The organism is Nitrosomonas aestuarii, from assembly GCF_003046585.1.
GTDB lineage: Bacteria > Pseudomonadota > Gammaproteobacteria > Burkholderiales > Nitrosomonadaceae > Nitrosomonas > Nitrosomonas aestuarii.
The window spans coordinates 17,280-30,212 of the sequence record NZ_QAAE01000012.1; the positions used below are offsets into that span (position 1 = coordinate 17,280).

A 12,933-nucleotide genomic window follows, 5' to 3' on the forward strand; every position below is an offset into this window, starting at 1 on the left:
AACGTTTATGAAAGCCGGTCAATCTCCTGGGGCATCTTCGAAAACAAATTTGCGCCGCATCGCAATCGATCCCATTTCGCGTATTGAGGGGCATGGCAAAATCACGTTGCTACTCGATAGCGACAATCATATTCACGAAGCGCGTTTACATATTGTCGAATTCCGCGGTTTTGAGAAATTTATTCAGGGACGGCCATATTGGGATGTGCCGTTTTTTGTGCAGCGTTTGTGCGGCATTTGCCCGGTCAGTCATCAACTGGCTGCCGCCAAGGCAGTCGATCAACTGGCCGGTGTTGATCAACTGACACCAACGGCAACACAATTACGCCGATTGCTGCATTTCGGACAAATGCTGCAATCGCATGCACTGCATTTTTTTCATCTGACTTCGCCGGACTTCCTGTTTGGCTTTGGCAGTGACCCCATGCAGCGCAATATCGCAGGGGTGCTGGAAAAACATCCCGATATTGCAATGCAGGGCATCAAGCTGCGTAAGTACGGTCAACAGGTTATTGAAGCCATCACAGGTAAACGTGTCCATGGAACGGGTACGATACCCGGCGGCATGAATAAACCGCTCACGACAAGCTGGCGCGATGCTTTACTTGCCGACATTGCTGATATTCTTCAATGGAGCGAACAGGCTGTTCAATTGAATGAGCGGATACATACCGCGCATTCCGAACATGCGGATTTTGCCACACTGCCTTCCAATTATCTCAGTTTGACGGGCGGAAAGGGCGAACTCGAGTTTTATCATGGTGGACTACGCGCGCGCTACCCGGATGGTGTGATGATTTTCGATCAATGCGATTATGTTGACTACCAACAGATTTTGCGTGAGGAAGTGCGCGCCTGGAGTTACATGAAATTCCCGTACCTGCAGCAACTGGGGATCAAGCAGGGCTGGTATCGGGTCGGGCCGCTGGCGCGTATTAACAATTGCGATGTGATATCCACGTCGCTGGCAGAAGCAGCGCGCAGACGTTTCATGGCATTCGGCGGAGGTGGTCTGGTGCACAACACGTTGGCCTATCACTGGGCGCGCATGATTGAAGCCTTGCATTGCGCCGAATCAATTCAGCATTTATTGCATGACCCGGATATTACCGGCACCGATCTGGTTGTCGAAAAAGGCGACCGGCGCAATGAAGGCATTGGCGTTATAGAAGCACCCAGAGGCACGTTGTTTCATCATTACCAGGTCAACAACGAAGGCATCGTCACCAAAGCGAATTTAATCGTTTCGACCACCAGCAATAATCAGGCAATGAACGAATCCGTGCGGCTTGTAGCCAACCAGTACCTGGATGGAAAAGAAATCACCGAAGGACTGCTGAACCATCTGGAAGTCGCCGTGCGCGCGTATGATCCATGCCTGTCGTGCGCCACGCATGCATTGGGTAAAATGCCGTTACAGGTGGAATTAATTGATGCGGAAGGTGCGTTGATTCATCGGTTGGTCAAACACAGTGATGGTCAATTTAAAACGTGACTATGTTGGGCTAAAGCCTAAAAATGGTTTTGATTATGCGGTATTGGAGAATGATTATTGGACAAAATATCGTATATATTGCGTAACCTAACATTGAGCGCTACGAATGACAAAAACACAGGAAAAATGCCATGAATAACTATCCAAGAACATTCTCACATATTGGAATTTCTGTTTCTGATGTTGAAAAGGCTGTTGATTTTTATAGCAAGGTCATGGGCTGGTATCTAATCATGAAACCAACCGTAATCACCGAGGAGTCGGAAACACCGATAGGACAAATGTGTATTGATGTATTTGGTAGTGGTTGGGGGTCTTTCAAAATTGCTCATATGTCAACAGGTGACAAAATTGGGATAGAAGTGTTCGAGTTTATAAACAACGAAAAACCAGCGGATTTCGAATACTGGAAAACAAGCACATTCCATTTTTGCGTACAGGATCCTGATATTGAAGGTTTAGTTAAAAAGATCATAGATCATAGATCATGGAGGAAAACAGCGCATGCCTATCCGCGAATATTACCCTGGAGAGAAACCCTACAAAATGTGTTACGTCGAAGATCCATTCGGTCTCATATTTGAGGTCTACTCTCACAGTTATGAACTTACTTATTCGCGGGGCGCATACTAAAAGTTAACAAAGCGCTGCATACGGAATAATTACTCGTTACGCTCCTAATTTTCCGGTGAGTCGGGCGCGCTAGGCTAACAAGATTGCATCTATGGCCCTGATCGAAGACTTAGCCCGTGCTAAAGCGTTATAAAAGCACTCGTCCATAAACTTTAGGCAACAAATAATCGGTTTTGGCGTTAAAACTCAGGAATTATGGTGTTTTGTTAGAACGCTTGTGTGCCCGTTGTTATTGGCTATACTGAATTTTAGATTACTGTTCAACAATGACTTCGGCATTATCACAACCACTACAGTCCAAATAATTGCTTTATCTGTTCACTCAGCTGATTGATTATCCATGCCTGATACTGCGCAAGGGCATTGACCTGGGTCGAATTGAGGTCGATCTGGAGCGCGGTATCGTAGTTTGGGAAGTTATAAAAATCAGATAAGGGATCATATCGGCCATAACGGATATTGTCAGCCAGCATCCAGCTGTTTATCTTTTTTACCCACGTATCTGCATAATTATTGTAAATCCACAGTACATCGACAGTGCCTCGCTTGCAGATTCCGGCATACGGATTGTCGCATACTTTGAGTGAGCAAGTAAATGTCACAGCCGGTGATTGTTGTCCGTTGCTGGCGGCAAATAACTGGCTGACCAGCGGTCCGAATGCTGATGATTCAAACACTTGCGCCGCTTCAAGAAATTTCAGATCGGCCGGTGTCTTGTCGCTGAACAGGACATATGTCCCATTGACCGGTTTTGGCTGGTATCCAAACAGTATTGGAATATCGGTCGAGATGGCTGCGACTTTCTTACCGTAACCGGATACTGCAATATCTTCACGACCGCCGAGCGGTATTTCTGCATTGTAACAGGCGATAATACGGGTGGCGTCGGATCGGGCGAGCATGCCCTGTAAACCGGTATTATCCAGACTGCCGCCATCGGAAAACCCGGTATTCTGATTGTTGGGCGAAGATGGCCCTGCCGGCCAGTAATTGTACTGAGGAACAAAGCTCGCGAGATTTTTTAGAATTGCCGTTTCAGCCTGTTTGATGGAATCTTTTTTTTCTGCCGCTGTTTGATGATGGGTTCCTGCTGCAAATGCCGCAGCGGAAGCAGCGATTTTCTTACCGACAGCATTTGCAAAAAATGCCGAAGAGCATGCCACCAGGTCGATGAGTGAATAACGGCGGCTAATATCGACGACAGCGCCATCACCGGTTTGCGACCGCCAGTCTGATGTAAATGCAAAGGACTCGACACCGCCATCGGCAGTAAGACTGACGCCGGACTCGGTGATCTCGCCGGTAGCCCCCACAGCCACAGGTGTGCCCTGAACCGGGAGCAAAGCGGAATTATCCTGTTGATAATTGAACTTGATGTTGGTGTTCATTATGGGAAACGGACGGCCACTCTGGTGGAAATAAAAATCGTCTCCCGTCAGTGAACCAATGGCAACACCATCACCGGTCAGCGTCTTGATGTTGTTTTCCATATAGGTTTGATCAAGGCTGAAGAAACGCTTTGGCATGGGCGTGATATTTTGTTTACTGCCTTCCATAGTCCCGTTATAGAGACCGTAAGGTTTTAGTATCAATTCACCGACGATCACCGGCCATGCCCATTTACGCACTTCGGGATGGTTATAAATGTTCTCTAAGCCGATATTGTGATGTAATGCATCAAGCATACCGGTATACGAAAGATTGCCGGGCGCATGACCGATAGACCCTGCTGGCAGATCGCCAATGTTTGATTCTGTCAGCGTATCGGGCGGTGCGTACACGCCAAGCAGATCGTCAAAGTTCTGATTGATAGAAAAACTGAAAATGGATGTTAACCACGTGCCCCCGGATACCGACGAAATATAATTGATCGAGTCCAGTACCGTTCCGCCATTGTTATTGCTGAGGCTTTTCAAACCAATCAATTGACCCAGTCCAGCCGATAAGGCCCGGGAGCCACCCCCGGAGAGACAAAGCCCGGTTTTTGTCTTTTTGTTTGGTTCGTTCCATGCGTTTTGGCTATAAAGCCCGACTTTATATTTTACTGGACTGGACATGAGCTGCCTCCATGATTATTGAATATTTTTGTTTACACCGCCTAGTTAAAGAAAAATACTTTAGCCGGGTTCAACCCTCAATGTGCTTTTGATTTCTCAAATAACCGATTGAACAAAATAAACGAATCAAGCTTGGAACCATTTTAATACAATATTTTATAAAACACTCAATCATCCCGAATGATAAAGTTGGTGGTAAACAGTGTAACAATATAGTATATGCAGGGTTAAGCGTAATAAGCGTATGCAGCCGGATCAACAAACCGTTGCGCCTCATGTTGGTTGCTGGTGCAAGATGTTATGCTTGTTGAATGATGAAACCTGTAGAAATTGCCAAAGCTTACGACCAGATCACCAGCCTGTGGGAGAATGATGAATTCGACAGGAATAATGGAATAGACCAACATGAGCGCGCTATTGCTTTTGCGAAAAAGAAAGAATATGCGCTTGATGTCGGGTGCGGGTGTACCGGCCGGTTCATCGATTTATTACTTAAGCACGGATTCCAGCCGGAAGGCATTGATTTTTCAGTTGAGATGGTCAAGTTGGCGCGAAGAAAGCATCCCGGAGTTCAGTTTTATCATGAAGACATATGTGAATGGCAATTGCCAAAGAAATATGACTTTATTACGGCCTGGGATAGCATTTGGCATGTGCCGCTTAATCAGCAGGAAAACGTGACAAAAAAATTGCTGTCTAGCCTCGATCATGGTGGTGTATGTATTTTTTCGTGTGGTGGTGTCGATGAGGCGGCCGAACACAAGGACAACGCTATGGGGCCAGAAGTCTATTATTCTTCTTTAGGTGTTTCCGGATTTCTTAAGGTGATAGCCGATTCAGGTTGCTTGCTCAGGCATCTGGAGTACGATCAATATCCGGAGTCACATCTTTACGTTATTGTTCAAAAGCCCGTAAAATCGCCCGGGCAGGGAGCTTCGGCGCCACTTGGCTGAGTCGTCGGGTACCAGCTACCATAAAAGCATCCAGACCAAATGGAGAAGCACCAGACAACAGTGGGATAATAATCATGTTACAGGGTGTTGCAGTCGGCGGGTTGTTGCGCGTACTGAGCTTGCGCATTCTGTGTCAGGAAGGTGTGGGGAAAATAGAACATGACGCTAAAAGATACAACACCGATCTTACGAATTTTTGATGAAGTCAAAGCCCTTGAGTTTTATGTTGATTTTTTGGGTTTCAAGATTGACTGGAAGCATCGGTTCGAAGTAGGTTTGCCTGTGTATATGCAAGTTTCAAAGGACAATTGTATTATTCATCTTTCGGAGCATCACGGGGATTGCAGTCCTGGTGCAGCCTTGAGAATTGAAACGGATAGCTTGGATTCTTTTCAAAAAGAATTGTCAGGAAAGGAATATAAATATTCAAGACAGGGCATTCAGGATATGCCTTGGGGTACCCGTGATATGTCAGCTATTGATCCTTTCGGTAATCGTTTGATATTTACAGATGTAATGGGTACATAACAAGACGCTGAGGCCGGAGCGCTGAACCGGTATGCGTTTTGATGGCCGCCGAGTGCAGTGTTTGCGATTTGTAATGGCCAGGGATCGCGCCTGCTAAAAGGAATTTTTTAGAATGGAATGGATGATAATCGGTATCGCTGGTTTCCTTGGCGGAATGTTGAATGCTGTAGCCGGTGGTGGCAGCTTCATTACACTGCCGGCTCTGATTTTTGTCGGGGTGTCGCCCGTATCAGCCAATGCGACAGGTGCCGCGGCACTTCTTCCTGGCTACATTGTAAGCGCATGGCGATTTAGACACGATATTGAATTTCCTGCAAGTTTGAATTTTCCAGTCATCATGCTGATATCGGTCTCGGGCGGTTGCCTCGGCGCTGCTATTTTACTGATGACAAGTGAGCAGTTGTTTTCAGTACTCATTCCGTGGCTTATTATGCTTGCTACTGCTGCGTTTATCGTTGGGCCACGGCTGCTACAAAAGAAAAAAACTTCAATGGAAAAATTCGAATGTGACCGCGAAACTTCCAGCTTGCGAGTCTTCACCACTTGTTTAGCCTTATTTACTGTTTGTGTGTACGGCGGCTATTTCAATGGCGGGTTAGGAATCATATTGCTCGCCGCTTTAGGGTTGACGGGTCAGACTAACCTGCTTGGCATGAACGGAGTAAAAAATCTCATATCAGCATTAATAACCGCGGTCGCCGTGGCCGTTTACGCTGCTGGTGGTACTATTTCCGAGGAGCATCTTTTTCTGCTCGGCGTTATGGCAGTTCTCGGTGGGTACGCTGGTGCGGCATTCGCATACCGTATCCCTCAACATGTTTTGCGGGGCATCATCGTTCTTATTGGTTGCTTAATGTCGGCGGCATTTTTTTTCAGTGAAATATGAAGAAGCTTACGGCACCGGACAATTACATGCAGTGAAGCCAACTACGCGCCGCCTTTTTTATGTTTTTGTTTGCTCACTGTTAAACAAAAGTGATTCTACTTCGTGGGTCGGGCCGATGTGGCATTATGTTCCTTTTGACACTGGAATCAGGCCAAGTCTTTCTGCAAAATAAACTTGTCAGATGCATTAATTTTTATGATACTGCTAAGGTATATTAACCGGTGTCAATACCTGTGATGACATATGAGCGATTGAGTACTTTGAAGCGTGAAAAATGTCAAAAAATATTACAACTCAGGATCTGAAATTTTGTTTGCAAATATAAAAAATGATCAAGAAAACAACATACATAATCATTTTTCTGGTGTTGCTGATCAGCGGTTGCGCAAGTCAATATAGCAACAGGCAGCTGCTTGATCTCCTCAATAATATGGGTTTCAAAACGGGTCAGAGTGATCAGGGTGTGGTTGTGTTTTTGCCCGAAGTTTATTTCGAATTTGACAGCAGTCAATTAACCGATCTTGCACAAGAAAAACTATCAAATATCGGCACCATACTGGCTGATCCCAAAGCTTTAAGCAGGCGTATTCTTGTTGAAGGACATACGGATTCAATAGGTAACAGTGCTTATAATGAGAAACTATCCCTTAATCGCGCTGATGCCGTGGCAGAAGCTTTGATGATGAACGGCGTGAGTAATCAGAGAATCACGCGGCGCGGTTATGGAGAAAAATACCCGATTGCGTCCAATACGACCCTTGACGGACGCGCTCAGAATCGAAGAGTGGAAATTACTGTTGTAGATGACAACTGAAAATCGGCTTGAAAGAAAGTGCTCACTTAAAAGGGTGCTAACAAATCAACTGCATGACTTTCAACCATTTTGTTAAACTTCAAATTGATTTTATTTTGTATTTTTTGAAATGAAAACTGATCGACAGCTGCGCAGCCTCCTTAGCATAACGTGCTATGAAAAAAACGGTCTGACAAATATTTGAAATGACATTTAAAAGTGTACTAATTTACTTGATATGTATAGCCAGCGCTTCGGGTTGCATAAAAACCCATTTAGCCAATTAGTCCAGCAAAGCACTGTCTATCTGTCTGACAGTCATCAGCTGGTTTTTAATCAGTTGACTGCATGCATCGAAAAATCAACAGGTGTGGTCAGTTTGCTCGGGCCCGCCGGCGTAGGCAAGTCGACACTCATTGTCAGCTTGGTAGAAGCATTCCTGCAGGACAAGGAGCATATTTATTTTAAAGATTTGTCTGCTTTTATAACTGGTGATGAATGGTCTGAAACATCGGAATATGATTTCTCCGGCGTCATTGAGGCCGTTCTCGAAGATAGCTTGCCCACTGAAAATGGCCACTGCAAATCCGTTTATTTATTGGATGCAGCCGATACCATCAATGAAGATGCGTTGACTAAACTGTTAACTATCATTGCCGGTCGGAATGCAAACGAGGATCCAACCTTATTTATTCTGGTTGGACGCCCGCGGCTGGAACAGTTGCTGAATACCGTACAGCATGGTGTGGATAAGCATCTGTTGATAGAAATCTGCCGCCTCGATTCTTTTAACACGGTAGAAGTGAGAAATTATATCAACCATCGCATGCATATTGCGCACTATACGGGTGCCCCTCTGTTTACCGAAGATGCTATCGGCGCGATTGCTACGCTTTCAAACGGCATTCCTCGATATATCAATTCCATTTGCGGAATGAGCTTATTTAAGGGGGATAAGAAACGCCTTTCGATTGTGACAGATAAGATAATTTATGATGCCGGTGAATCATGCTTGCTGGATGATGACAACGAGTTTTTTCCATTACAAAAAGATACTGAAAAATCTGGCATACCTGACCCGGCATCAGTTCCGGCACCCAAACACAAGGATAATGGCTTTACAACAAACACCAGGGGCCGGTATTTATTTAAATACTTAGGAACTGCTTCTGTCATTATAATTGCCGCCACGGTTATTGCAGTTCAATGGTATTCAGCATCGCAGCCTGTTGACGATTCTGGAAAAACCGTGATGCTGGAACGAGCCGATGTCGGGTTTCATGCTGCCGAAGTTTCTCAGGATAAGTACCTTGCGCAGAATAAGCATGAAACCGACCTTGAAATAGCAAGTGCACGCATAGCGACCGATGCTGTAGATTCTGACGATCACGGAGCTTTTCAGCAGCAATCCGCTGAATCTCAATCCTACAATTCTATTGACGAAATTCAGGAGCTGCTTGCTCAAGCCAGAATGCTGGAGCAAAGGAATCGGTTAACGCTGCCCCAAGACAATAATGCAATTGCAGCTTATCAGCATATATTGGGTATTCAGCCAGAAAATGTCGAGGCAATCCAGGGAATTGAGCGTATTAAACAAAAATTCTTACAACAGGCGAAACGAGCATCTTCGCAATCACAATGGAAAAACGCACAATCGAACCTGCTTAAAGTAAAGCAGATCGACCCGGACAATAATACAATTGATACGCTATTGGCTGATGTGCAGGCGCGTACAATGAAAACCAGTCAACACCGTATGGTTGATCAACAGGAGCTGGCAGCGAGAAATCGTGCAAATGCACGTTATAAGCTCAATTCGAAAGGAATTGAATTTGATTTAATGATTTTTCTTTCGCATGCTGAGCACGGCAATGCGGATCTCGTTGCGCTATTTTTAGACGCTAATATGCCCGTCGACGCACAGGACGCCGCTTTGGGAGATACCGCGTTGATTAAAGCGGCAACTTATGGGCATTCGAATACAGTAAAACTGATTTTGAGTAGACATGCCAATATCAACATGCAAAATCGCATCGGACGGACGGCATTGATGAATGCAATTGTCTTTGAACAATATGATATTGCCTTTGATTTACTCAATCAGGGAATAGACATTCACATAAGAGATAAAAACGGTTGGAATGCGCTTATGTTCGCTGTCCAGAAAAACCGGCCAGATCTTATAGAAGCATTATTAAGGAAAGGTGCCAATTCACATGTCAGAAACGTGCTCGGTCAGAGCGCTTTTTCAATGGCAAAAGAAAAAGGCAATAATGCCATTTTCTCACTTTTACAAACAAAACATTAGCTTCCTGGTCGGTTAGAAATCCTGGGACTGGGCTGTTCCTCATTTTATTCGCACAATCCATCCTGTTTATCAGCAGCGTAGTAATAGATATCAATCACGTTCATATCTTCGTACAAATCCCCTCAAATTACAGCCAGTTATTTTTACGCAACAAATGTTATTAGCATAACCGATGGTGTTTGCTGCGGTACTCTGAGCAGTATTCAAATAAGAATCAATGGCTTCCTGCTATTCTGGAATCTGCCGATGTCAGCCGGAAGTAGTTCAGTCGATTGTTCAGCTCAATCATTATGTCAATAAATAAAAAGCAGAAAAAGTATCTGCAGTCGTGACAGCAGCAAGAAAATACACAGTGCCCGCTGCGGCGGCAGATGTTTACACGCAACGTGTCATCCTCTCAGTGAGGAACAACAACGCTATATCATTTTAAGTCCTTACCAGAAGATTCAACAAGCAATTATGTGCTCCGAAGTAGTTGTTTTCATAGACGCTCCATAGTTCCCTAAATGATAGCGCATGCTAGATGCATTTGCCTGCGACAAATTGCCGCGCGGCAATTTGTCGCATTCCAAAACATTCAATTTTATTTTAAATTGCACACCAACAAAGTAAATCAATAAAAATTTGCTTTGCTCAGGACGAAGCAGTTTTCCACTATGGAACTAATATTCAGCATCCTGAAAACCAACCACAGATAATGCAATTTTAGATTAAAAATAAGAATGTGTAGTGCAAACAAATTAATGCTAGCTGTCGTTTTACTGACGTCAACTGCAGTGGCAGTCAACAAGTCATCTTTGTCCGCCGTGCTCAGTGGATCAAATGGTTGGCATCTTGGCCTGCTTCAAAGCGAAATAGTCAGTAACAGTTTGTATATTACTGGAACCAAGGCAGTTGGTTTGCAGGCCACAACAAGAACTTTTAATCCGTTCGACGTTAGATCGCAATTAGCTGTATTTTTAACCGCTTCTTTGCTTCTCAAAGAATGTCGGCAGCACCATCAAATTACAAGAAATTCTGATTATGGTTTCTTGTGTTCAGCGATTAGTTAAAAAAATTACTTTGTAGCGTTGTTGCAGAACATTGCATTTACAAGGCTGTAAATAAAAATTGGATGATGAACTAAATTTATTATCGGAGAAATTATGCATATACCACCTTTAGTCGCTCCTGATGCAGAATTAAGCAACAATGAGGTTCTGCGATACAGTCGTCACTTACTGATCCCGGAAGTCGGTTTGGAAGGGCAAAAACGCCTTAAAAATTGCAGAGTCTTAGTTATTGGCGCAGGAGGCCTGGGATCACCGGTGCTTCTTTATCTCGCTGCAGCGGGAGTTGGCACACTCGGCATTGTGGACTTTGATGTAGTGGATGAGTCCAACCTGCAAAGGCAAGTCATTCATAAACAATCCAATATCGGTAAACGCAAGTCTATAAGCGCTCGAGACACAATCAAGGAAATTAATCCCCATGTCCAGGTAGTCTTGCATGAGGAACGGCTCGAAGCGGCTAATGCTCAGGCCATTATCTCCGGCTATGACCTGATAGTGGACGGTACAGACAATTTTGCCACGCGTTATCTCGTTAATGATGTTTGTGTGCTGTCGAAAAAGCCCTATGTGTGGGGATCAATCTATCGTTTTGAAGGACAGGTCTCAGTCTTCTGGGAAAATGCACCCGGTGATGTTGGTTTGAATTACCGAGATTTATATCCGGAGCCTCCCCCACCTGAAATGGCCCCCTCGTGTGCCGAAGGCGGTGTGCTCGGAATTTTGTGTGCTTCGATAGGATCAATGATGGCCACAGAAGCCATTAAATTGATCACCGGCATCGGCGAAACATTATTAGGTCGCTTGGCTGTTTATGATGCACTGGATATGAGTTATCGATTCATTCCGATTAAAAGAGCGCCAGTCCGCACGCCCATAACGCAGTTGATTGATTACCAGGAATTTTGTGGAGGGAAACAAACCACAAAACTTCAGAACAGCATTCCGGTGATTAGTGCACTTGAACTGAGAGAGATGCAGGAAAAAGGTGAGGATATACAGTTAATTGACGTTCGCGGTATCGAAGAATGGAATATTGTGCGAATAGAAGGCGCTACTCACATACCTAAAAATAAGATGCTGTCAGAAGATGTGTTATCCAAAATGAACAAAAAGGACTTCATCGTAGTGCATTGCAAAATGGGTGCACGATCCAAAGATGTGTTGATTGAAATGCAGAAACATGGATTTACAAACGCCAAGAGCTTGGATGGAGGTATTTTGGCTTGGATCAAAGATGTTGATCAATCTCTGCCGAGCTATTAATACATCAAATTAAACGAGCAAATTTGCTCAATCTGCAAAAACAAATGTACAAATCGGGATTGAAACGATTTTATTTTTCAATTTGTTAATAAATGATTGTTAGGAGACTAATATTATGCTGACACTACACATTAAACTTGTCGAAGCCATGCTTGCTCAGGCACAAAAAGATCATCCTGTGGAAACCTGTGGAGTAATAGCTGGTCCGATTGGCTCCAATTTGCCGCAGCGTTTGATTCCTATGCAAAATGTCGCGCAATCTGAAGATTTCTTTCAATTTGATTCGCTTCAGCACTTGAAAGTCTGGAGAGAAATGGAAACACGTGGCGAGGCACCAGTTGTTATCTACCATTCACATACTAAAACGCCCGCTTATCCAAGCAAAACCGATGTTAAGTACGCAGCCGAACCGAAAGCGCATTATGTGATTATTTCATCAAATCGTCTGTACGGTGAAGAAATACGTAGCTTCCGTATTGTAGATGGCATAGTTATTGAAGAGAGAATCAAAATTGTAAACACCTATCAACCTAATCTAGAACAATTGAAAGTGGCTTAAGCCTGGAACTGCAGCATACTCTGTGAATGAGTAACGCTCGCTATACCTGGGAAAATTATCAATTTAATTGTCAAGCGTGCCCCGTAATGGGCAAGATTTAAATAAATATAAAAAGGAGGAAAAGTGTCTGTCAAAGTTAGTATTCCAACCATATTAAGACCCTTAACAAACGATCAAAAACAGATTGAAGCAGTTGGTATAAACGTTCTGGAGGTCATTGATCAGATGGATCAGCAATATCCGGGGATAAAAGAAAAGTTGATTGCAAAAGGCAAGCCGCATCGTTTTATTAACATTTATGTGAATGATAACGATATTCGCTTTAGTGACGGTCTCACGACAAATCTGAAAGACGGAGATTCTCTGACCATTTTACCTGCGGTAGCCGGAGGATAAATTGATTTTA

At 44.2% G+C, this 12,933-nt stretch carries 11 protein-coding genes; 10 read left to right on the plus strand and 1 reads right to left on the minus strand.

The features are described from left to right. Nucleotides 1-7: 7 nt before the first annotated feature. On the plus strand, nucleotides 8-1,495 hold the full coding sequence (locus tag C8R11_RS10865) for a Ni/Fe hydrogenase subunit alpha (RefSeq protein ID WP_107795717.1): 1,488 nt from the start codon (nucleotides 8-10) through the stop codon (nucleotides 1,493-1,495). 131 nt (nucleotides 1,496-1,626) lie between these two features. Then, nucleotides 1,627-2,079, plus strand: coding sequence for a VOC family protein (locus C8R11_RS10870; RefSeq protein WP_219908585.1), 453 nt, complete (start codon nucleotides 1,627-1,629; stop codon nucleotides 2,077-2,079). Nucleotides 2,080-2,418: 339 nt separating this feature from the next. Here C8R11_RS10870 and C8R11_RS10875 read toward each other — a convergent pair whose 3' ends face one another. Beyond that, nucleotides 2,419-4,185 carry a hypothetical protein gene (locus C8R11_RS10875; protein WP_107795718.1) on the minus strand — a complete coding sequence of 589 codons (1,767 nt, stop codon included), beginning with the start codon at nucleotides 4,183-4,185 and terminating at the stop codon, nucleotides 2,419-2,421. 311 nt (nucleotides 4,186-4,496) lie between these two features. Here C8R11_RS10875 and C8R11_RS10880 point away from each other — a divergent pair, with 311 nt between their 5' ends. From C8R11_RS10880 to C8R11_RS10920, 8 genes are all read left to right on the plus strand, one after another. Continuing rightward, entirely contained in the window at nucleotides 4,497-5,138 is a 642-nt protein-coding gene (locus tag C8R11_RS10880) for a class I SAM-dependent methyltransferase (RefSeq protein WP_244907637.1), read from the plus strand. Nucleotides 5,139-5,297: 159 nt separating this feature from the next. Continuing rightward, nucleotides 5,298-5,666, plus strand: a complete 369-nt coding sequence (locus C8R11_RS10885; RefSeq protein ID WP_107795719.1) for a glyoxalase superfamily protein — start codon at nucleotides 5,298-5,300, stop codon at nucleotides 5,664-5,666. A 112-nt stretch (nucleotides 5,667-5,778) separates the two neighbouring features. Beyond that, nucleotides 5,779-6,552: a sulfite exporter TauE/SafE family protein gene (locus tag C8R11_RS10890; protein WP_107795720.1), complete on the plus strand. Its 774-nt coding sequence runs from the start codon at nucleotides 5,779-5,781 to the stop codon at nucleotides 6,550-6,552. 328 nt (nucleotides 6,553-6,880) lie between these two features. After that, nucleotides 6,881-7,366, plus strand: a complete 486-nt coding sequence (locus tag C8R11_RS10895; RefSeq protein WP_107795721.1) for an OmpA family protein — start codon at nucleotides 6,881-6,883, stop codon at nucleotides 7,364-7,366. Between the two features lie 217 nt (nucleotides 7,367-7,583). Further along, entirely contained in the window at nucleotides 7,584-9,653 is a 2,070-nt protein-coding gene (locus C8R11_RS10900; RefSeq protein WP_107795722.1) for an ankyrin repeat domain-containing protein, read from the plus strand. Nucleotides 9,654-10,798: 1,145 nt separating this feature from the next. Continuing rightward, nucleotides 10,799-11,968: a molybdopterin-synthase adenylyltransferase MoeB gene (gene moeB, locus C8R11_RS10910; protein WP_107795724.1), complete on the plus strand. Its 1,170-nt coding sequence runs from the start codon at nucleotides 10,799-10,801 to the stop codon at nucleotides 11,966-11,968. 115 nt (nucleotides 11,969-12,083) lie between these two features. Beyond that, complete coding sequence (locus tag C8R11_RS10915; protein ID WP_090698152.1) at nucleotides 12,084-12,527, plus strand: M67 family metallopeptidase; 444 nt, start codon at nucleotides 12,084-12,086, stop codon at nucleotides 12,525-12,527. 123 nt (nucleotides 12,528-12,650) lie between these two features. After that, entirely contained in the window at nucleotides 12,651-12,923 is a 273-nt protein-coding gene (locus C8R11_RS10920; RefSeq protein WP_090698154.1) for a MoaD family protein, read from the plus strand. The last annotated feature ends 10 nt before the right edge of the window (nucleotides 12,924-12,933 follow it).

What these genes read in the sequence shown, in the direction of transcription:
- C8R11_RS10865 (WP_107795717.1), top strand. Translation starts at nt 8, where the DNA reads ATGAAAGCCGGTCAATCTCCTGGGGCATCTTCGAAAACAAATTTGCGC.
- C8R11_RS10870 (WP_219908585.1), top strand. Translation starts at nt 1,627, where the DNA reads ATGAATAACTATCCAAGAACATTCTCACATATTGGAATTTCTGTTTCT.
- C8R11_RS10875 (WP_107795718.1), bottom strand. Translation starts at nt 4,185, where the DNA reads ATGTCCAGTCCAGTAAAATATAAAGTCGGGCTTTATAGCCAAAACGCA.
- C8R11_RS10880 (WP_244907637.1), top strand. Translation starts at nt 4,497, where the DNA reads ATGATGAAACCTGTAGAAATTGCCAAAGCTTACGACCAGATCACCAGC.
- C8R11_RS10885 (WP_107795719.1), top strand. Translation starts at nt 5,298, where the DNA reads ATGACGCTAAAAGATACAACACCGATCTTACGAATTTTTGATGAAGTC.
- C8R11_RS10890 (WP_107795720.1), top strand. Translation starts at nt 5,779, where the DNA reads ATGGAATGGATGATAATCGGTATCGCTGGTTTCCTTGGCGGAATGTTG.
- C8R11_RS10895 (WP_107795721.1), top strand. Translation starts at nt 6,881, where the DNA reads ATGATCAAGAAAACAACATACATAATCATTTTTCTGGTGTTGCTGATC.
- C8R11_RS10900 (WP_107795722.1), top strand. Translation starts at nt 7,584, where the DNA reads ATGTATAGCCAGCGCTTCGGGTTGCATAAAAACCCATTTAGCCAATTA.
- moeB (WP_107795724.1), top strand. Translation starts at nt 10,799, where the DNA reads ATGCATATACCACCTTTAGTCGCTCCTGATGCAGAATTAAGCAACAAT.
- C8R11_RS10915 (WP_090698152.1), top strand. Translation starts at nt 12,084, where the DNA reads ATGCTGACACTACACATTAAACTTGTCGAAGCCATGCTTGCTCAGGCA.